A 20211-nucleotide genomic window follows, 5' to 3' on the forward strand; every position below is an offset into this window, starting at 1 on the left:
CTTTATATATGGGAGCCCGTATATGTTACGGGAGGCGAATCGCGTTAGCCAGCGTTGCGGGGAGACATCGTGTCGCTGCCTGGCGCCAGCGTGCGATGATCGGGAGCCGACTGATGCTGGGGCAGCGCCGGCAGGAGGCGATCGGTAACATTCGCCGCGAAGCCGTCGGCTGTTCGACGGCCGTGAGCGATTGCGACTGGATCGCCTGTCGGCGCCGATTTAGCGCTCTTGTCTGAAGCTCGAGTGAGTCGAGCGGCGGGGCTTGGCGCCGGAAAAAGCTCAGCTCCTAGGCGGGTGGTCAAAGGCGCTTCCCGTGTTAGCACCCGGCTGCGTTTCCAGAAAGGCGGCGATGGCGCCGATCAGTCGCTCCGGGCATTCGCGATGCGGCACGTGGCCGCAGTCGGTGAGCAGGTATGGCTCGCTGGGGCCCGGCGTCAGCGCGGCGATGCGTGCTGGCTGTTCCCGCGAGCCGTACTCGTCGAGCTCGCCGTGAATGGCTAGCGTCGGGCAGCGCACCCGGGTCAGGGCGTCGTCCAGCCGCCATTCGCGGAAGGCCTCGGAGTGCCAGTTGTCGACCCAAGAGCGCAGCACCCAGTCGGCCTTGTCGCCGTGATACTTCGCCAGCCGCGACAGGCCCCCGGGTTCGATGAAGCTACGCTCCGCCTCGCGGATGCCGGCCAGGGTGCGCGGCTCGGTGAAAGCCTGGGCCGCCACGGTGATCAGCGCCTCGCAGGCTAGTGGGTATCGGCCGGCGGTGACGGCGGCCATGCTGCCGCCAACGCTGTGGCCCAGCAACGCGAAGCGTTCGACGTTCAGCTGCTCGCGAACGGCGTCGAATTCATGCTGTGCCTCGTCGACGATGAAGCTTTCCGGCTGTGGGCCGGGATAGGGGGCCGACTTGCCATAACCCAGGCGGTCGTAGGCGATCACCTCGCGTCGGGTGGCGTTCGCCAGGCGCTCGGGAAAGTCCCGCCACAGGGCGATGCAACCGAGGGAATCATGCAGCAGAACGATGGGCGCCACGCCGTCCGCGGCCGCCTGCGGCGACCAGCGGACGGCGTGCAGGGGCCCCTCGGCGGTGTCGATCCGCAGGACCGCTGCCATCAGTCGACCAGTTCCACTGCCACGGCGGTGGCCTCGCCGCCGCCGATGCACAGGCTGGCGATGCCGCGCTTGCCGCCCTTGGTGCGCAGGGCGTGGATCAGGGTCGCGATGATGCGCGAACCGGTGGAGCCGATGGGGTGGCCCTGGGCGCAGGCGCCGCCGAAGACGTTGACCTTGTCGTGGGGTAGGCCCAGGTCGTCCATGGCCATGAGGGTGACCACGGCGAAGGCTTCGTTGATCTCGAACAGGTCGACGTCGCTCACCCCCCAATCGAGCTTTTTCATCAGCTTGTCGATGGCGCCTACCGGAGCGATGGTGAATTCGCTGGGATGGCGTGAATGGGTGCTGTGGCCGAGCATGCGCGCGAGGGGCTTGGCGCCGAGTCGGTCGGCTGCCGCTTGGCTGGCCAGGATCAGCGCCGAGGCACCGTCGGAAATGGAACTGGAGTTGGCGGCAGTGATGGTGCCGTCCTTGGCGAAGGCCGGACGCAGGGTGCGGATCTTGTCGAGCTTGGCCTGGAAAGGTTGCTCGTCATGCTCGACGACCGTCTCGCCCTTGCGATCCGTCACCGTGACCGGGGCCATTTCGGCGGCCAGATGACCGGCGTTGGTGGCCTCCATGGCGCGCTCCAGCGAAGCGATGGCGAAGTCGTCGAGGCGCTCGCGCGAATAGCCGCGCTCGCTGGCGATGTCCTGGGCGAACACGCCCATCAGCTTGCCGGTCTCGGCATCCTCCAGGCCGTCGAGGAACATGTGGTCCTTGAGTTCGCCATGGCCGAGGCGGTAGCCGGTGCGTGCCTTGGTCAGCACATGGGGCGCATTGGACATCGACTCCATGCCGCCGGCGAGCATCACTTCGCCACTGCCGGCACGAATCAGGTCGTGGGCGAACATGGCGGCCTTCATGCCCGAGCCGCACAGCTTGTTGATGGTGGTGGCGCCGATGGCGTCGGGAATGCCGGCCTGGCGCATGGCTTGGCGGGCCGGCCCCTGCTTGACGCCGCCGGGCAGCACGCAGCCCATGATGCCCTCGTCGATCGCATCGGGAGCGATGCCAGCACGCTCGATGGCGGCGCGAATGGCCGTGGCGGCGAGCTGCGGTGCGTCGAGGCTCGACAGACTGCCCAGCATGCCGCCCATGGGGGTACGGGCGGCGGAGAGAAAGACGATGTCGTTGGCGTGGCTCATGGCAAGTCTCCACGGTTTGTGGTTGTTGGCGGAAGTCGCGTTGACCTCCCGGCGGGCCTGTGCTTTTCTCAAGGTCAACCAAGCAAGCGCTAGTGTAAACCCGATGAATGTCGTAAACGAGTCCCCCCGCCGCAAGGAACTGACCCGCCTGGCCGCCCAGCTCTTCGTCCAGGAGGGCTTCGATCGGACCACGGTGCGCATGCTCGCCCACGAGATGGGCATCAAGTCCGGCAGCCTGTTCCATCATTTTCGCGACAAGCAGGAGATCCTCGCGGCGGTGATCGAGGAAGGCACTCAGAATGCGCTGACCATCGCTCGCCGTGCCCTCGGTCGTTGTGACACTACCCCCGAGGCGCGGTTGCATGCCATGGCGCGTGCGCATCTCGAAACCCTGTTGACCGACCGCAACGCTCACGTGGTGGCGCTCTATGAGTGGCGTCGCCTCGATCCGGAAGCGCGAGATCACCTGAGCCACCTGCGTGACGCCTATGAAGCGCTGTGGGAAGAGGTCATCGACGAGGCACTGGACGCTGGCCTGATCCACGGCGACCGCTTCCTCGTATCCCGCTTCGTCATGGGCGCGCTCAACTGGACGGTGCGCTGGTACGATCCGGAGGGCCCGCGCACCCCCGAAGAGCTCGCCCGCGAGCTGATCGCCATGCTCACCTCGCCGGTGACTCTCCCGTCGTCGGCATCGACCATGGTCTAGTTCGTTGCCGTCGCTGCGGGGTTGCTCCGCGGCGGCTTTGCTTCTAGCTTGTACCTAGCGCTTGCTATGTTGACGTTTACGTCAACTGCGGTAAACGCCGCCGATAGTGTCCCGCGTTCCTACCACCACCGCATCGAACAATCACAACAGCACAAGAGGGCCCTCCATGAGTCACGCCGCGACCCTACCCGACTATCAAGACTATCTCGCGTCCTTCTCCATCGACGAGGTCATCGCCCGGCTAGATGACCATCGCGATGGCCGCTTCAATGCCTTCGAATCCTGCTGTGGCCGTCATCTGCGCGCCGGTCGCGGCGAAGTGACGGCGTTGGTTCACGAGGACACCGCGGGCAGCGTCACTGCCCTCAGCTATGCCGAGCTGGACGCCCGCAGCGCCAGGCTGGCCGGCTGGTTCCGCGAGCGCGGCCTCGGCACCGGCGATCGCATCGCCTGCATGCTGCCGCGCTCGCCGGAACTGCTGGTGGCGGTGCTCGCCACCTGGCGGATCGGTGCCGTCTACCAGCCACTGTTCACCGCCTTCGGACCGGATGCCGTGGACTATCGCCTGGGGCGTGCCGATACCAAGCTGGTGATCACCGACGCCGCCAACCGCTTCAAGTTCAACGGCCTCTCGCAGTGCCCGCCGGTGCTCGCCGTGGGCGGCCCCGATGGTGAACACGGCGACGACCTCGACTGGGCCGAAGCTCTTGGCCACGCCGCGATGGAAGAGACGCCGCCGCGCCTGGCGCCGGAGGCCCCTTTCCTGCAGATGTTCACCTCGGGCACGGTCGGCAAGCCCAAGGGCGTGGCGGTGCCGCTCTCCGGCATGCCGGCCTTCGCGCTCTACATGGAGCTGGCCATCGACCTGCGCGAGAGCGACCGCTTCTGGAACATGGCCGACCCCGGCTGGGCTTACGGTCTCTACTACGCCATTGCCGGGCCACTGCTGCTGGGCGTGACCACTCACTTCTGCGAGGCAGGCTTCAGCGCCGAAGGAGCGCTCGACTTCATGAGGCGCCATCGCATCACCAATTTCGCCGCCGCGCCCACCGCCTACCGCCTGATGAAGGCCTCAGGGCTGTTCGACGATGCCCGCCAGACCCTCGAGCTGCGCGTGGCGAGTTCCGCCGGCGAGCCGCTCAACACCGAGGTGGTGACCTGGGTAGAGCGTTCGCTGGGTTGTCCGGTCATGGACCACTACGGCCAGACCGAAACCGGCATGACCTGCTGCAACCATCATGCCCTGGCGCATCCCAAGCACGTCGGCGCCATGGGCGTGCCCATGCCGGGCTATCGCCTGGCGATCCTGGACGCCGAATACAACGAGCTGCCCCCGGGCGAGCCCGGCGTGCTGGCAGTGGACATCGCCAACTCGCCGGCGCACTTCTTCCCCGGCTACACTTGGCAGGAGAAGCACCCCTTCGCCGAGGGCTTCTATCTGACCGGTGACGTGGTGATCAAGAACGAGGATGGTACCTTCCAGTTCGCCGGCCGCGACGACGACATCATCACCACCGCGGGCTACCGTGTCGGCCCTACCGACGTGGAGAACAGCGTGATGACTCACCCGGCGGTGGCCGAGTCCGCCGCCGTGGGCCAGCCGGACGAGATCCGCGGCGAGATCATCAAGTCCTACGTGGTGCTGCGCGACGGCTTCGAGGCGAGCGACGAGCTGGCCGACGAAATCCGCCAGTTGGTGCGCGAGCGGCTTTCCACCCACGCCTTCCCCCGGGTGATCGAGTTCGTGGACACCTTGCCAAAGACGCCGAGCGGCAAGATCCAGCGCTTCAAGCTGCGTGCCGACGCCGCCGACAAAGCGGACGCCGAGCCCGCGAAATGAACTGGGAGACACGATAGATGCAAGTGAAGGACAACACCTTCCTGATCACCGGCGCCGCCTCCGGGCTGGGGGCGGCCACCGCCGAACGCCTGGTCGCCGGCGGCGGCCGGGTGGTGCTCTGCGACCTGAGCGACGTCGTCGAAGCCCACGCCAAGACCCTGGGCGAGCACGCCCGTGCGGTGCGCGGCGACGTCACCTCGGGGGACGACATTCAGGCGGCGGTGGACGCCGCCGTGGAACTCAGCGACGGCCGCGGCCTGGCCGGCGTGGTGCACTGTGCCGGCGTGGTCAGCGTGGCCAAACTGGTCGATCGCGAGGGCAACCCCGCCGATCTCGACGCCTACGCCCGCACCGTGCAGATCAATCTGGTGGGCACCTTCAACGTCATGCGCCTGGCTGCCGCGGCCATGGCCAAAAACGTGCCCGGCGAGGACGGCGAGCGCGGGGTGATCGTCAACACCGCCTCCATCGCTGCCTTCGACGGGCAGGTGGGGCAGTGCGCCTACAGCGCCTCCAAGGCCGGGGTGGTAGGCATGAGCCTGCCGGCGGCACGCGAGCTCTCGCGCCACGGCGTGCGGGTGATGGCCATCGCCCCCGGCGTCTTCGAGACGCCGATGATGAGCGAGATCCCCGACGAGGCGGCCGAAGCGCTGGCCGCGGCCGTGCCCTTCCCCAAGCGACTGGGCAAGCCCGATGAATTCGCCCGCCTGGCCGAGCAGATCATCATCAACTCCATGCTCAACGGCGAGACGATTCGTCTGGATGGCGGCATTCGCATGCAGTGAGTGCGGCTTCGGCCATTGTCTGGTCATCCATAATTTGGTGCGCTAACGTATAGCGCATCATCTTTTTTGGGGATGGCTCAAGGAGACACCGTCATGGCCGAACCGGATGCCTGCAGCGATCTGCAGCTCGATCATCAACTCTGCTTTGCGCTCTACTCCACTTCGCTGTTGATGACCAAGTTCTACAAGCCATTGCTCACGGCGCTCAACCTCACCTATCCGCAGTACCTGGTGATGATGGTGCTGTGGGAGGAAGACGGCCTGAGTGCCGGCACCATCAGCCAGCGGCTCTACACCGATACCGGCTCGCTGACGCCGGTGTTCAAGCGCCTGGCCCGGGAAGGGCTGCTCGAACGCGTGCGAAGCGAGCGCGACGAACGCGTGGTGGAACTTCACCTGACGGAAGCGGGGCGGGCCCTGCAGGAGCGCGCCCGCGAGATTCCCGACTGCGTGGTGATGGCCAGCGGCCAGACGTTCGACGAACTCCACGAGCTCAAGGAGCAGCTGGAGACGCTGCGAGGGCGGCTCAAGGATGCCATGCCCTGAGCGCCATCCCGGCCCGATCGGAGGGGAAGATTAAAACGAACGCTTGACTTGGCGGATATCGATCGCTAGGTTTTCAAACATTCGTTTGAAAGCGGCGCCTGCGGCTGCGCATGCCCGACGTCTTCTGGAGAGATCGATATGCCCGACTATCAGGCCCCTCTGCGCGATCTGCGCTTCGTGATGGACGAGATGCTGGACTACCCGGCCCACTACGCACGTCTGCCCGGCGGCGAGGAGGTTTCGCCCGATGTGGTGGCGGCGATCCTCGAGGAGGGGGCGCGCTTCGCTCGGGAGGTGTTGCTGCCGCTGAACCAGAGCGGCGATCGGGAAGGCTGCCTGCTGGAAGGCGGCGACGTGAAGGCGCCCAAGGGCTTCAAGGAAGCCTACGCCCGGTACGTGGAGGGTGGCTGGCCGAGTCTGGCCGCCGATCCCGAACACGGCGGCCAGGGCCTGCCGCACTCGCTGGCCATGGTGCTGAGCGAGATGATCTGTGCCACCAATCTGGCCTGGGGCATGTATCCGGGGCTCTCGCACGGTGCCGCCGATGCGCTTCGCCACCACGGTACCGATGAGCAGAAGGCCACCTACCTGACCAAGCTGGTCGAGGGCACCTGGACCGGTACCATGTGCCTCACCGAGCCGCATTGCGGTACCGACCTGGGCCTGATCAAGACCCGCGCCGTGCCCACCGACGACGGCGCCTTCGACATCACCGGCACCAAGATCTTCATTTCCGCTGGCGAGCACGACCTGGCGGAGAACATCGTCCACCTGGTGCTGGCCAAGTTGCCTGACGCGCCGGAGGGCTCCAAGGGCATCTCGCTGTTCGTGGTGCCCAAGTTCTTGCCCAACGAAGCGGGCGAGCCCGGTGAGCGCAACGGCGTGGTGTGCGGCTCGCTCGAGCACAAGATGGGCATCCACGGCAACGCCACCTGCGTGATGAACTTCGACGGAGCCAAGGGCTTTCTGGTGGGCGAGCCCAACAAGGGGCTGGCCTGCATGTTCACCATGATGAACGCCGCACGCATCGGCGTGGGCATCCAGGGGCTGGGGCTCACCGAGGCGAGCTTCCAGAACGCCCTGGCCTACGCCCGTGACCGTCTGCAGATGCGCGCTCTCTCCGGGCCCCGGGCGCCCGAGAAGCCGGCCGACCCGATCATCGTCCATCCCGACGTACGCCGCATGCTGCTCACCCAGAAGGCCTTCGCCGAGGGCGGCCGGATGCTGGTGCTCTATACCGCCCAGATGATCGACATCGTCGAGCATGGCAACGATGCCGCCGAGAAGGAGCGCGCCGAGACCCTGCTGGGCCTGCTGACGCCCATCGTCAAGGCGTTCCTCACCGAAACCGGGTTCGAGGCCACCAACGAGGGCGTGCAGGTCTTCGGCGGCCACGGCTTCATCCAGGAGTGGGGCATGGAGCAGCTGGTGCGGGACGCGCGCATCACCCGCCTCTACGAGGGCACCACCGGCATCCAGGCGCTCGACCTGCTGGGTCGCAAGGTGTTGATGAGCCAGGGTGAAACGCTCAAGGTCTTCACCAAGGAAATCCACCAGTTCTGCCAGGCCGAGGCAGGCAACGGCGAACTCGCCGAATTCGTGAGGCCTCTGGCCAAGCTGAACCAGGAGTGGGGCGAGCTGACCATGGGCATCGGCATGAAGGCCATGAGCGACCGCGAGGAAGTCGGCGCGGCCAGCGTCGACTACCTGATGTACGCAGGCTACGTGACCTTGGCCTACCTGTTCGCTCGGGCGGCCAGGCAGGCCCGTGCGGCCCTGGCCGCGAGCACCGAGGATGCCGCCTTCTACCGCGCCAAGCTCAACACCGCACGTTTCTTCTACCAACGGTTGCTGCCGCGTACCCGTGCCCACAAGCAGGCCATCGAGGCCGGCGCCGAGCCGCTGATGGCGCTCTCCCCCGAGGACTTCGGGCGCGGCTTCGAAATCTGAACGGAAACGCTCTCGAGCGGGTTTCGATCGGTTCCTTTGCGGCGGGCCATGGCCCGCCGTTTTTTCGTCTGCGCGTTTGCGCATGAGTCGGTGGGACGGCCCGGCATAGGCGGATGCTCGGCCAGACCGTTGCAGAATTCGCCGGCCGGAGGCGCTATTCTGTCGGTGATGTCGCCGGGAGACCGACAGATGCACGACCTGCGAACGGCCAGCCAACGAATCCGACTGGGAGGCCAGGGCTACCTCGTCCCGACGGTAGCGGCGCTGCTGCTCTGGGCCCTGGTCGGCAGCAGCCTGGCCGACTGGCTGTTCCTGCCGTCGCTGGTGCTGGCCTCCCAACTGATCGTCGTCGGCAGCCTCGAGACGGCGCGCCTGCGCCGTCGGGCCTGGCTCGGCCAGTACCTGCACCGCCATTCGCCCTGGCACCGCCGATTGCGCGGCGGGATACTGATGGTGCTGCGCCATCAGTTCACCGGTGTCGTGCTGGCGCTGGTGCTGTTGGTCAAGCTGCGCTTGCTACCGCTCGCCACCTGGCCGCTGCTGCTGGCCGCGGCGTTGGGCATGGCGCTGGTGCGTCGCTGGCTGTGGCGGCGCCTGGCTCCGCATGTGATTGGCGAATGTCTGGCGCCGGTCAGCCGCCAGCTGCTGGTACCGCCCCTGGCGGGTCTTCTTGTCGGGGGGCTGGTGGGGCTGGCGTTGTGGCTGCCTCAGCCCTGGCTGGTGGGGCTGGGCTGGCAGGAGGCCATCTTGCGCGAGCTACCGACCGGCGGGGGCGATTCGCTGCTGGCGCTGTTCGAGCGGCTCGCCGTTGCCGCCGAAACGGTCCAGTTCTGGGCCATGCAGAACGCCGTGGAGCGCCTGCGTCTCGGTGCGCCGGTCGCCTTGCTGGGCTGGCTGTCGATGCTGCTGACCCAAGGCGCCGTCGCCTGGGCCTACGTCCGCCTGTTGGTGGGCGCCGAAGCCCTGTTCGGTGCCGGCGATCCAGGTCAAGACACGGCGCTGCAACGGTGCCGGGGAGGCGATGAATGACCCGTTCGCAGGGTGCCACTCTCCCGATTCGCCGGTGGACGTTGCCGATGGCCGGCGGGCGCCGCTGGTGGCCGACGCTGCTGGTCGTGGTGCTGTTGATGATGCTGCTCGACGTCGGGCAGCGCTGGCTCGCATCGCAAAGCGAGGCGCCGCTGTACCGGGTGATCGTGGCGGGCGAGTCGCTGACCCTCGATGAACAGGCCCACGACGATTTCTCTCGCGACCTGGCGGGGCTTGCCGGCGACTCCCGCAAGCGCCTCGCGGCGCGCATGCGGCCGTGGCTCGCAGGGCGGCTCGCGGCGGCCTTTGCTCCGCTCGAGGCGGCGGTGCCGGGCTATCTCGACTGGTACTTCTCGCCGGTCGGCAGTTACAGCCGCCTCGGTGTGGCCTTGTTCGGCGACCTGGATGCCTGGCTGGACGATCAGCTTCACGCCCGCCTGATCGAACCCAGCGGTATCGAGGCGGCCCTGGCCGAGCTTCAGGCGGCTCATTCCCGACGCCTGGTCGGCGAGCAGCAAAGGCTGATCGGCGAGATGGCCAGCCAGCTACATGATCGCTATGCGTCGCGCCAGGTGGAAGCATCGGAACGCGACGACGCGCTTCCCATCCTCGACATCGATCTCGTGCTGCATGGCCTGATGCTCGACGGCCGCGACCGCTCGCGCTGGAGCGTGGCCGTCGTGGGCGGCGGCAGAGCGGGATTGCTGGCGGGTCGTGCCCTGGCGGCGCGCCTGGGAAGCACCGCGGCGGGTCAGGGCAGCCGGCTGGCCTTGCGCGCTCTGGCCTCGCGCCTGGGTACCGGCGCCGCGCGTGCCATGCTGGGTGGCAGCGCAGTCGCGGCGTTCACTGCTCCCAGTGGCCCGGGCGCCCTGGTAGCGGGTAGCGTGACTACCGCAGCGACTCTGGCCGGCATCGCCGGCAGCGAATTCGCCATGCTCGAGGCACAGGAAGCCTTGCAGCGTCCGGCCATGCAGGCCCAGTTGCTCGACGAGATCGATCGCAGCCGGGCTGCGATGGCCGTGACTCTGGAGGTGGCCACCGCCGATGCTGCCCAGGCTATGGAGGAGCGGCTTTCCCGCTCTCTCCTCGAGGAAGCGAAGCAAGCGCCAGCGGTCTATCGCATCGTCGACAGGCTGAGCGAACCGGAGCGGTGAGGTACCAAGCGGCGTTCAGTCCCACTCGGGGGCGAAGTCGGGATCGGCGATGCGCTCGCCGCGATCCAGCTCGGCGATCTGGGCCATTTCGTCGTCGCTCAGCGCGATCTCGAAGGCGGCCAGATTGCTGCGGATGTGCTCGGCCTTGGTGGAGGAGGGTATGGTCACCAGGCCGCGAGCCTTGATCCATGCCAGGGCGATCTGCGCCGGGTTGGCATCGTGGGCCTGGGCGATGCGCTCCAGGGTGGCGTCCTTCATCACCTTGCCGACGGCCAGCGGCATGTAGGCGGTCACCTCGAGGCCGCGCGACTGGCAGTGTTCGACGAGAGCGCGGTTCTGCAGGAAGGGGTGCACCTCGATCTGGTTGGTCAGCAGGGCGCCTTCGCCGAGAATGTCGATGGCCTGATCGACCTGGGCGCGAGTGAAGTTGGAGATGCCGATGTGTTTGGCCTTTCCGGCATCCTGCACGGCCGCGAGGGCGTTCAGGTAGTCGTCCATTTGCACTTCGCCATCGGGGGATGGCCAGTGGATGAGCAGCAGATCGACGGACTCGGTGCCGAGCCGGTCCAGACTTTCGTCGACGCTGGCTTCCAGATCGCCGGGGCGCAGGCGGTCGTGCCATACCTTGGTGGTGAGGAAAATCTCGTCGCGCGGAATGCCGCTCTCTCGGATGGCCTCGCCCACTTCGGTTTCGTTGCCGTACATCTGGGCGGTGTCGATATGGCGATAGCCTGCTGCCAGGGCGCTTTTCACCGCGTTCTTGAGTACGTCGCCTTCCAGGCGGAAGGTGCCGAAACCGGGATTGGGAATGCGCGTCATGGACTGCTCCTTCGTCGTCGGGGATGAGCTCTTGGTGCATGAGCTCTGTGGGGGTGTCATTTGCCTGCGGGCGAGGGTTGGCTTCTTCAAGGGCGCTGGGGTCAACAGGCTGCTGCCCATCGCCGGTTCTATGCCTCTCCGGGGCCTGACCGGCTAGCATGGTGTCGGCGCTGGTGCAGGTCGCGGATGCGCTCGGCCAGCTCGGGCACCGGCCCCTCGACCCATGCTCCCGGTACCACTGTCTGGATCGGCAGCGGCGCCACCGGCGCTGGATCTGCGCCCATCGCCTCGAGCCAGCTCACCAGCTGTTGCGACGAGCTGGCGTAGACGATGCGCCCTAGCCTTACCCAGCCGTGGGCCGCCGCACACATCGGGCAGTGCTCCCCGGAAGTGTAAACCGTGGCTCGCGCCCGTTCCTCGGGTGTCAGATGCTGCGCCGCCCAGCGCGCTAGGTAGAATTCCGGGTGCTGGGTACTGTCGCCCCCGGCGACGCGGTTGTGGTCCTCCGCGAGCACCTCGCCAGCGCCGCTCACCAGCACCGATCCGAACGGCTCGTCGCCGGTCTCCAGCGCCTGCTCCGCCAGCGCTACGCAGCGCTCGAGGTGTTTCATGTCATTGGCATCGATCATGGCGGACTCTCCCGTGGATGACTGCATTGACCCACAGCATAAAGTCGAACGTCTGGCTTTGGCGACAGCGATCATTCCCCTTCTTCCAGCACTTCCTCGATCCACTCCCGCCAGGTCTGCGTGAGCCGTTGACCGAGCCGCAGCGTGTGCCAGGGCGCGCGCTGGGCGGGGGTGAGGCGCTCGGGGGCGGCGAACCACTCCTCTTCGATGGCGGCATAGGTGGCCAGGCGCTGGGTGAGTTGCTCGTGCAGGTCGCCGAGCTCCCGTCGGCGGGCGTCGGCGGGCCACCGTTCCCAGGCGAAGAACTTGGCGAAGAGGGGCTCGCGCACGGGGCCGGCCGCCAGGGGCTCGGCGAGCCAGGTGTCGAGGGCCTCCCCCCCGGCCGCGGTCAAGTGGTAGACCTTGCGGTCGGGGCGCTCGGCCTGGGGCACCGTCTCGCAGGTCAGCAGGCCGTCGCCGCGCATGCGGTCGAGCTCCCGGTAGAGCTGTTGGTGGCTGGCCTGCCAGACATGGGCGAGCCCGGCCTTGAAACGCTGCAGGATGTCGTAACCCGTGCCGGGCTCCTGCTGCAGGGTGATCAGTAGTATGGCGCGCAAGGACATGGAGAGGCAGGTTCGTTGCCGATTGATATGCACATGGTTGCATAGCGATCGGCGCGAGGCTAGTGTTATGCAACAAGTTGCACTACCCCCGACACGGCATGACCAACGGAGGCCACATGGCATTCACGCTGCACCTCTACGCATCCTTCGTGGCCCTAGGGCTCGGCGGGCTGATCCTGTCGATGCGCAAGGGAACGAAACCGCACCGGCTGCTGGGGAGCACTTGGGTGGCGGCCATGGCGCTCTCGGCGCTGAGTTCGTTCTGGCTGGGCGGCGGCGTGCTGCCCCTGGTAGCTCACCTGGGGCCCATCCACCTGTTGTCGCTGTGGGTGCTGGTGGCGCTGACGGCAGCCGTCGTCGCCATCGTGAAGGGCAAGGTACGCCAGCATCGCGAGTGGATGCTGGGTGCCTACCTGGGTCTGGTCGCCGCGTTTGCCGGCACCCTCATGCCGGGTCGCTGGGTCGCTTCCCAATTGGGCCTGTGGTGAGCGCGGTCAACCGGCCAGAGGCCTCGGAGCTGGCTCATTCCCGCCACTTGATATTGCAGCCCATGGAGGGTTTCTGGTCGTTGTTCGGTGCCTCGCCGGCGAGCACGGCGTCGGCGGCGGCGCGCAGGTCGGCTCCGGTCACCGGCGTCGGCTTGCTGGGGCGGCTGTCGTCGAACTGGCCGCGGTAGGCGAGGCGGTGATCGGCGTCGAACAGGAAGAAGTCCGGCGTGCAGGCCGCCTCGAAGGCACGGGCCACATCCTGGTTTTCGTCCACCAGATAGGGAAACGTGTAGCCGCGCCGCTCGATCTCCTCGCGCATCCTCTCGGGGCTGTCGTCGGGGTGGCTGGCGTAGTCGTTGCTGTTGATGCCGACCACGCCGAGCCCCTTGGCCTGGTACTCGCGAGCGAACTCGGCCAGGGCGTCGGCAACGTGCTTGACGAAGGGGCAGTGGTTGCACATGAACACCACCAGCAGCGGCTGGCCGGAGAAGTCGTCGCTGCCGACCTCGCGGCCCTCGGGATCTCGCAGGCGGAAAGTGGGCAGGGAGCTACCCAGCTCGATCATGGTGGAAGGCGTCAGGCTCATGGGTCACCTCCTCATTGGGTGCGGCTCTGCATTCAGCGTAACAGACGCTGCCAGGGCCAGTGCGGCGATGCTCAGGCGCTGGCCGCCGGGGCTTCCGTGAGCGGTGGCAGTGCCAGGATCCGGCTTCGCAGTTCGGCCATGCGGTCGCTCAGCGCCCGGTCCCAGGCGGTCAGGGCATCGTCGGTCTGCGGTGAGAGGGAAGCGGTTGCCGGGGCTTCGCGAAACTCCGCCAGCAGGCCGCGCTGGCTGGCGATGTCCTGGAAATCGCCGAGCAGCGTCTGGCGTGTGGGTAGACGGTCGAGCAGGTCGCGGTGCCGATCGGGAGCCAGTTCGGCCAGGTAGCGAACTCGCTTGACGGTCTTGCGCAGCGTGTGGATCGCCTCATCGGGAGCGGTGTCATCCAGCGCCCGCCACTGAGCGTCGTGTCGTGCCATGCGCTCGGTGAGCACTTGCTCGATGGCGTCGGGCTCGAGAGTGTCGAGCAGGTTGCGCATCGGCTTGGCGTCGAGCGCGTCGCGCCAGCGGCGCAGTTGCTTCCGGTAACGACGGCTGGCCATGCGCTGGCAGAGCGCGCGATGCTCTGCCTCGGCCTGCTCGCGCAGCCAGGCGGCCACGGCCGGCTCGATGGCGCCTCGCTCGCCTTCGGGCTTGCCTTCCAGGCCCATGAGGAAGACGTCCAGGTCGCGCAGTCGGCTGGTGGCGCGGGCGCTGCGCTTCACGCCCTCGAGAGCTTTCTTGACCTTGGGCTTGGGCGTGATGGACAGCAACGACTCGGCGATGGCCCGGCTACGCCGCAGGTTGACTCGGTACTGGTGGAGAAACTCGGGATCCCAGCCGGCTTTCACGCCCGGCTCCAGCGCTCGTATCCGCTGGTAGTGGTGGACGAGCCGGCCATGGACTCGCTCGGCCAGTGAGAGTCCTTTCAGGGCCGGCGCATCGGGAGCGCTGCCCTTGAACAGCGCATGGCTGACCTCGGTCGGCGCGAGGCTGGCCACGAGGGTGCCACAGTGCTTGCCGAGCTGCTCCCAGCGGTCGACGGGCAGAGCCAGGTGCAGCGCGCCGGCGGTGGGTAGCCGCTCGGGGGACGCTTGGGCGAGCCACTGGGCCAGCGCCAGAAGGGCGGGATTGTGGCCGATGAGGGTGAGGGCGGCGTCTTCCGGGGCGCTCTCCTGCAACCAGCGGCGCAGCTGGCGAGCATCGAAAGTGTAGAGGTCGTCGGAATGATGGGCCCGCTTGGTCAGGTCCTGCGTCGGCAGTGCCACGGCGAGGCCCAGCAACGTCTGCCGGGCGCGGGTGGCGCTGCTCACGTAGAGCGCACCGTCGAAGGCGCCGATTCGCTCGAGGGGGTGGGCCATGGCGGCGAGCTGACGGTGGCCGCGCCGGCGCAGCGGGCGTTCGCGATCCGCCTGGTCGCGGTCGGCTTGGCGCGCCTTGGCATGGCGGATCAGGTACAGGTGCTTCATGGCGTACCCTCCGAAGCTTGCATCCCTTCTTCAGACTATCGCGGAAAAGGCGTTGCGTCGCCACACCCTGCGCGGCCCTCGCTGCCTCACCGCTGCGGCGGCGCGTCATCGCTGCGTTCGGCATGGGCGGCGAGGCGCTCGAGAGCCTGTTTGAGGCGCGGGTCGTCGGTGTTTTCGGCGCAGGCGGTCAGTTCGTCGCTGGCCGGACCGGAGAGCTGCCGAGCCTGGCGGGGCGGGGCCTTGACCGGGTGCACCGGCCGCACCTTGAAGGTGAAGCCAGTCACCGCCGCGAAGGCCGGCAGTTGATGCAGCAGCTCGAGTAGGCGGGCTTGCTCGTAGCGTAGCCAGGTGAGCCAGACGGCGCGGTCGGTGATCAGGGTCAGCTTGCCGTCGCTGAATCCGCCCACGTGGAGATGCTCGCCCACCTCGTCGGGAAGGTGCGCACGCAGGTGGTGCTGGGCCTGGTCGATCAGCCGCGCCGTGCGCATCAGTGGCGCCAGTTCGCCTTGACCGCCCAGCAGTCGTGACATGGGCTGGGCGCGTGAACGCTTAACCTTTATACTCATGTGCTTGCTTTCCCGGGGCAGTCGGTGGTTCCGCGGGTCCGAACCCGCCGGGCGCCGGCTCGTGCCGACGACAAAGCGTTTCACGTCAGGTACCCGCCTGGCGCCCGGAACCTGCTTGAGCCTAGCACGCTGAGGAGTGCCTCGACATCATGGCCACCGACGAACCGTCACACGCCAGTCTTGCCGACTGGCCGGCCGCGCGCCGGGCGACGCCGCCGCGGGCGTCGTCGCGCTGGTGGCTGGCGGGGCTGCTGGTGAGCTGTCTGCTGCCGGTAGGGCTGAGCCATGTCGAGTCGCCGCGTCTCACCGAGCGCATCGCCCAGATCTGCATATTGGCACCGGCGCTGATGCGCGTGCGCTGTCGCCGAGAGGCGCGTCGCCGGGCTCAGATGCGCTGGCCGATTTTGCCGCAGCCCCGTTCCATCGTCCCTTCTGCTTTTCGCGTACTGCCCGTACTGCGCTGGGCGGCGGCCCTGGACGTGCTGACGCGCCGCGGCCCGCCACGAACTCGCTGACATCAGCGTTTTTTCGAGACCGCCGGCCGGGCGACCTCGTGTCGCCGGCAGCCGGCAGCGTGCCTTTCGCAGACTGTGGACGATTCATGATCAATTCTCTGTTACGCAAGGTGGTCGGTTCCAAGAACGACCGCGTCGTCAAGCGCATGCACAAGAGCGTGGCGCAGATCAATGCCTTCGAGCGCGAGTACGAGACGCTCGACGATGCGGCGCTCCAGGCGCATACGGCAGCCTTTCGCGAGCGCCTGGAAGCGGGGGCGAGCCTGGATTCGCTGCTGCCCGAGGCCTTCGCCACGGTGCGCGAGGCGAGCAAGCGCATCATGGGCATGCGTCATTTCGACGTGCAGCTGATCGGCGGCATGACGCTGCACAATGGGCGCATCGCCGAGATGAAGACCGGCGAGGGCAAGACTCTGGTCGCCACCCTTTCCGTCTATCTCAACGCCCTGCCGGGCAAGGGCGTGCACGTGGTCACCGTCAACGACTACCTGGCGCGCCGCGATGCCGAGTGGATGCGACCGCTGTACGAATTCCTCGGCCTGTCGGTCGGAGTGATCTATGCCGGCCAGAGCGCCGAGGAAAAGCGTGCCGCCTATGGGTGCGATATCACCTACGGCACCAACAACGAGTACGGTTTCGACTACCTGCGCGACAACATGGCGTTCTCGCTGGAGGACAAGGTGCAGCGCGACCTGCACTACGCCATCGTCGACGAGGTGGACTCGATTCTCATCGACGAGGCGCGTACGCCGCTGATCATCTCCGGGGCGGTGGACGAGAATACCGAGCTCTACTCGGTAGTGGATCGTCTGGCCCGCAACCTGGTGCCGTGCGAGGACGAGGAGGATCCCACCAGCGGCGACTTCACCCTCGACGAGAAGCACAAGCAGGTGGAGATCACCGAGGCGGGTCACAACAAGGTCGAGGAACTGATGCGTGGCGAGGGTCTGCTCGGCGAGCACGACTCGCTCTACTCGGCCCAGAACCTCAACCTGTTGCAACACATGCACTCGGCGCTGCGCGCCCGTCACCTCTACCATCGCGACGTGGACTACATCGTCAGCGAAGGCCAGGTGGTGATCGTCGACGAGCACACCGGCCGCACGATGCCCGGGCGGCGCTGGTCCGAAGGGTTGCATCAGGCCGTGGAAGCCAAGGAGGGCGTCACCATTCAGCGCGAGAGCCAGACGCTGGCCTCGACCACCTTCCAGAATTACTTCCGCCTCTACGACAAGCTGTCGGGCATGACCGGCACCGCCGACACCGAGGCCTTCGAGTTCCGCCAGATCTACGGCCTCGACGTGGTGGTGATCCCCACCAACAAGCCACTGATCCGCGAGGATCACAACGACCTGGTCTATCTCACCGCCGAGGAGAAGTTCGAGGCCATCATCGAGGACGTGAAGGCACAGACCGAGGCTGGCCGGCCGGTACTGGTGGGTACCGCCTCCATCGAGACCTCCGAGTACCTGGCGCAACTGATGAAGAAGGAAGGTCTCGGCTTCAACGTGCTCAATGCCAAGCAGCACCAGAGCGAAGCCGAGATCATCGCCCAGGCCGGCCGGCCCGGCGCGGTGACCATCGCCACCAACATGGCCGGCCGCGGGACCGACATCGTGCTGGGCGGCAACTGGGAGGCCGAGGTGGCCAAGCTGGAGAACCCCAGCGAGGCACGGATCGAGGCGCTCAAGGAGGAGTGGCGCGAACGCCACGAGGCCGTGGTGGCTGCCGGCGGGCTGCACGTCATCGGCTCCGAGCGTCATGAGTCGCGGCGTATCGACAACCAGCTGCGCGGGCGTTCCGGCCGTCAGGGCGACCCCGGCTCGACGCGCTTCTTCCTGTCGTTGGAAGACAGCCTGATGCGCCTGTTCGGCTCCGACCGCGTGCAGCGCATGATGAAAGCGCTGGGCCTGGAGCGCGGCGAGGCGATCGAGCACAAGATGGTCACCAACGCCGTGGAACGCGCCCAGAAGAAGGTCGAGAGCCGCAACTTCGACATCCGCAAGCAACTGCTCGAGTACGATGACGTGGCCAACGACCAGCGTCGCGTGATCTACGAGCAGCGCAACGAGATTCTCGGCGCCGAGGATGTCTCCGAGAACGTACTGGGCATTCGCCAAGAAGTGCTCGATGCCGCGATCAGCGAGTTCGTGCCGCCCCAGAGCCTGCCCGAACAGTGGGATCTGGCAGGCCTTCAGGACCATCTGAAGAACGAGTTCAACCTCGAAGCGCCGGTGGTGGAGTGGGCCGAGCAGGACGACCGCTTTCACGAGGAACAGCTGCGCGAGCGCTTGCAGGCGATGCACCGCGAGGCCTACGACGAGAAGGTGCAGCAGGCCGGTGAAGCGTTGATTCGCCGTTTCGAGAAGCAGGTCATGCTGCAGGTTCTCGATACGCGCTGGAAGGAACACTTGCAGGCCATGGATCACCTGCGTCGGGGAATTCACTTGCGCGGCTATGCGCAGAAGAATCCCAAGCAGGAGTACAAGCGCGAGGCCTTCGAACTGTTCCAGACCCTTCTCACCAACATCAAGTCGGACATCACCCGCATCCTGAGTCATGTCCAGGTGCGCCAGCCGGAGGAGGTCGAGGCGCTGGAGCGCAAGCGTCGTGAGGCACTGGAGCGTGAGAAGGCGAGTGCGGCGAGTCGTCACGATTCGCCGGCGATGACCACTGCCGGCGATGACGACGAACCGGCACCGCTGCCGCCCGGCGCCGACGGCCGCCCCTTGCGCCGCGAAGGCCCCAAGGTCGGGCGCAACGATCCGTGCCCGTGTGGCTCGGGGAAGAAGTACAAACAGTGCTGCGGCAAGCTGAACTGACGGGCTACGGGCCTCGGGTTGCGCCCCCTTTGCCAGGGGGTAGCATCCTGCTCGAAGCTCGAAGCTCGAAGCTCGAAGCTCGAAGCTCGAAGCTCGAAGCTCGAAGCTCGAAGCGGATTCTGACAGGAGACGACCATGGCAGTGGGTGAATCACGCTTTCCAGTGATGCCGACGATAGAGGGCTTGCGTCTGGGCAGCGCCATGGCGGGCATCAAGAAGCCCGACCGGCGCGATCTGGTGGTGATCGAGGTACCCGAGGGGGCGCGGGTGGCAGGAACCTTCACGCGCAATGCCTTCTGCGCGGCACCGGTCATCGTGGCCCGCGAGCACTTGGCGGCCTGCACGGCCCGCGCGGCAGCGCCGCGTTACCTGGTGATCAATACCGGCAACGCCAATGCCGGTACCGGCGAGGCCGGCCTGCGCGACGCGCATGCGACCTGTGCGGAGCTGGCCCGCCTGGCGGGCGTGGCAGAGGAGAGCGTGCTGCCGTTCTCGACCGGGGTGATCGGCGAGCCGCTGCCCATGGAACGCTTGCTGGGCGGCCTGCCGGCAGCCATCGCTGCGCTGGATGACGGTGCGGAAGCCTGGCGGCTGGCGGGCGAGGGGATTCTCACCACCGATACCCGCCCCAAAGGGGCGAGCGTGACCGTGGAACTCGGTGAGCAGAGCGTGACCATCAACGGCATCGCCAAGGGCTCGGGAATGATCCAGCCCAACATGGCCACCATGCTCGCCTACGTGGCCACGGACGCCGACATCGAGCAGCCGCTGCTCGACTCGCTGTTGGGCGAGACCGTCGAACGCTCCTTCAACTGCATCACCGTGGATGGCGACACCTCGACCAATGACGCCTGTCTACTGATCGCCACCGGTCGCGGTGCCAGAGTGGTCGACGAGGAGCAGGTGGCGGTGTTTCGCAACGGTCTGCAGCGGGTGATGACCGAGCTGGCCCAGGCGATCGTTCGCGATGCCGAAGGGGCGACCAAGTTCGTCACCTTGCAGGTCAGCGAAGCGACGAGCCGTGAGGAGGCGCTGGCGGTGGCCTTCACCGTGGCTCATTCGCCGCTGGTCAAGACGGCATTCTACGCCTCGGACGCCAATTGGGGGCGAATTCTCGCTGCCGTGGGGCGGGCGCCAGTGGCGAAGTTCGACGTAGGCAGGGTGACCATCGATTTGGGCAACGTTCGGCTGGTGGAAAACGGTGGGCGTGCCCCCGGCTACACCGAGGAGGCCGGCAGCGAGGTGATGGCGTGCGAGGAGATCAGGGTCCGCATTGGCCTGGGAAGAGGCGGGGAGAGCGCCACGGTGTGGACCTCGGATCTCTCGCATGACTACGTGAGCATCAATGCCGATTACCGCAGCTGACGGCGGTTGCGAAGGATGAATCAGCCCCGCGCTCCGCGAGGCGCGGTCACAG

Annotated in this window: 19 protein-coding genes; 11 read left to right on the forward strand and 8 right to left on the reverse strand. The window is 67.0% G+C overall.

Going from position 1 to position 20211, the window contains the following annotated elements; genetic code table 11:
* Positions 1 to 279: 279 nt before the first annotated feature.
* Complete coding sequence (locus tag BLP96_RS01170; RefSeq protein WP_089682239.1) at positions 280 to 1104, reverse strand: alpha/beta fold hydrolase; 825 nt, start codon at positions 1102 to 1104, stop codon at positions 280 to 282.
* Positions 1104 to 2291 carry an acetyl-CoA C-acyltransferase gene (locus BLP96_RS01175; protein ID WP_089682241.1) on the reverse strand — a complete coding sequence of 396 codons (1188 nt, stop codon included), beginning with the start codon at positions 2289 to 2291 and terminating at the stop codon, positions 1104 to 1106. The genes BLP96_RS01170 and BLP96_RS01175 overlap by 1 nt, the downstream gene beginning before the upstream one ends.
* Before the next feature lie 103 nt (positions 2292 to 2394).
* On the opposite strand from BLP96_RS01175, the gene BLP96_RS01180 reads away from it, so the two are divergent.
* From BLP96_RS01180 to BLP96_RS01210, 7 genes are all read left to right on the forward strand, one after another.
* Positions 2395 to 3000: a TetR/AcrR family transcriptional regulator gene (locus tag BLP96_RS01180; protein WP_089682243.1), complete on the forward strand. Its 606-nt coding sequence runs from the start codon at positions 2395 to 2397 to the stop codon at positions 2998 to 3000.
* 166 nt (positions 3001 to 3166) lie between these two features.
* A complete protein-coding gene (locus BLP96_RS01185) occupies positions 3167 to 4840 on the forward strand; it encodes an AMP-binding protein (RefSeq protein WP_089682244.1) in 1674 nt (557 codons plus the stop codon).
* Between the two features lie 17 nt (positions 4841 to 4857).
* Positions 4858 to 5625: an SDR family NAD(P)-dependent oxidoreductase gene (locus BLP96_RS01190; RefSeq protein WP_089682246.1), complete on the forward strand. Its 768-nt coding sequence runs from the start codon at positions 4858 to 4860 to the stop codon at positions 5623 to 5625.
* A gap of 93 nt (positions 5626 to 5718) precedes the next feature.
* A complete protein-coding gene (locus tag BLP96_RS01195; RefSeq protein ID WP_176761425.1) occupies positions 5719 to 6171 on the forward strand; it encodes a MarR family winged helix-turn-helix transcriptional regulator in 453 nt (150 codons plus the stop codon).
* Positions 6172 to 6309: 138 nt separating this feature from the next.
* Entirely contained in the window at positions 6310 to 8121 is a 1812-nt protein-coding gene (locus BLP96_RS01200) for an acyl-CoA dehydrogenase C-terminal domain-containing protein (protein ID WP_089682250.1), read from the forward strand.
* Positions 8122 to 8310: 189 nt separating this feature from the next.
* Positions 8311 to 9150, forward strand: coding sequence for a hypothetical protein (locus BLP96_RS01205; RefSeq protein WP_089682252.1), 840 nt, complete (start codon positions 8311 to 8313; stop codon positions 9148 to 9150).
* Complete coding sequence (locus tag BLP96_RS01210) at positions 9147 to 10304, forward strand: hypothetical protein (protein ID WP_089682254.1); 1158 nt, start codon at positions 9147 to 9149, stop codon at positions 10302 to 10304. The genes BLP96_RS01205 and BLP96_RS01210 overlap by 4 nt, the downstream gene beginning before the upstream one ends.
* 15 nt (positions 10305 to 10319) lie before the next feature.
* Here BLP96_RS01210 and dkgB read toward each other — a convergent pair whose 3' ends face one another.
* The 3 genes from dkgB to BLP96_RS01225 all read right to left on the reverse strand — a co-directional run bounded on the left by dkgB (position 10320) and on the right by BLP96_RS01225 (position 12354).
* Positions 10320 to 11123 carry a 2,5-didehydrogluconate reductase DkgB gene (gene dkgB, locus BLP96_RS01215; protein WP_089682256.1) on the reverse strand — a complete coding sequence of 268 codons (804 nt, stop codon included), beginning with the start codon at positions 11121 to 11123 and terminating at the stop codon, positions 10320 to 10322.
* Between the two features lie 128 nt (positions 11124 to 11251).
* Positions 11252 to 11752, reverse strand: coding sequence for a nucleoside deaminase (locus BLP96_RS01220; protein ID WP_089682258.1), 501 nt, complete (start codon positions 11750 to 11752; stop codon positions 11252 to 11254).
* A gap of 71 nt (positions 11753 to 11823) precedes the next feature.
* Positions 11824 to 12354 (reverse strand): PadR family transcriptional regulator, encoded by a 531-nt coding sequence (locus tag BLP96_RS01225; protein ID WP_089682260.1) that lies wholly within the window; start codon positions 12352 to 12354, stop codon positions 11824 to 11826.
* Between the two features lie 116 nt (positions 12355 to 12470).
* Here BLP96_RS01225 and BLP96_RS01230 point away from each other — a divergent pair, with 116 nt between their 5' ends.
* The gene (locus tag BLP96_RS01230) at positions 12471 to 12842 is read left to right on the forward strand and encodes a DUF2306 domain-containing protein (protein ID WP_089682262.1); all 372 of its coding nucleotides are present in this window, start codon (positions 12471 to 12473) and stop codon (positions 12840 to 12842) included.
* A gap of 34 nt (positions 12843 to 12876) precedes the next feature.
* Here BLP96_RS01230 and BLP96_RS01235 read toward each other — a convergent pair whose 3' ends face one another.
* From BLP96_RS01235 to BLP96_RS01245, 3 genes are all read right to left on the reverse strand, one after another.
* Complete coding sequence (locus BLP96_RS01235) at positions 12877 to 13428, reverse strand: thioredoxin family protein (RefSeq protein ID WP_089682264.1); 552 nt, start codon at positions 13426 to 13428, stop codon at positions 12877 to 12879.
* A gap of 71 nt (positions 13429 to 13499) precedes the next feature.
* Positions 13500 to 14891, reverse strand: a complete 1392-nt coding sequence (locus tag BLP96_RS01240; protein ID WP_089682266.1) for a CHAD domain-containing protein — start codon at positions 14889 to 14891, stop codon at positions 13500 to 13502.
* An 86-nt stretch (positions 14892 to 14977) separates the two neighbouring features.
* Positions 14978 to 15457 (reverse strand): DUF721 domain-containing protein, encoded by a 480-nt coding sequence (locus BLP96_RS01245; protein ID WP_089682268.1) that lies wholly within the window; start codon positions 15455 to 15457, stop codon positions 14978 to 14980.
* Between the two features lie 149 nt (positions 15458 to 15606).
* Here BLP96_RS01245 and BLP96_RS01250 point away from each other — a divergent pair, with 149 nt between their 5' ends.
* The 3 genes from BLP96_RS01250 (at position 15607) to argJ (ending at position 20159) form a co-directional block, all read left to right on the forward strand.
* Positions 15607 to 15972 (forward strand): hypothetical protein, encoded by a 366-nt coding sequence (locus tag BLP96_RS01250; RefSeq protein WP_176761426.1) that lies wholly within the window; start codon positions 15607 to 15609, stop codon positions 15970 to 15972.
* 86 nt (positions 15973 to 16058) lie between these two features.
* On the forward strand, positions 16059 to 18794 hold the full coding sequence (gene secA / locus BLP96_RS01255) for a preprotein translocase subunit SecA (protein ID WP_089682270.1): 2736 nt from the start codon (positions 16059 to 16061) through the stop codon (positions 18792 to 18794).
* A gap of 135 nt (positions 18795 to 18929) precedes the next feature.
* Positions 18930 to 20159 carry a bifunctional glutamate N-acetyltransferase/amino-acid acetyltransferase ArgJ gene (argJ, locus tag BLP96_RS01260; protein ID WP_089682272.1) on the forward strand — a complete coding sequence of 410 codons (1230 nt, stop codon included), beginning with the start codon at positions 18930 to 18932 and terminating at the stop codon, positions 20157 to 20159.
* Positions 20160 to 20211: the final 52 nt, after the last annotated feature.

Origin of the sequence: Billgrantia gudaonensis, from assembly GCF_900100195.1 — a bacterium.
Lineage (GTDB): Bacteria > Pseudomonadota > Gammaproteobacteria > Pseudomonadales > Halomonadaceae > Halomonas > Halomonas gudaonensis.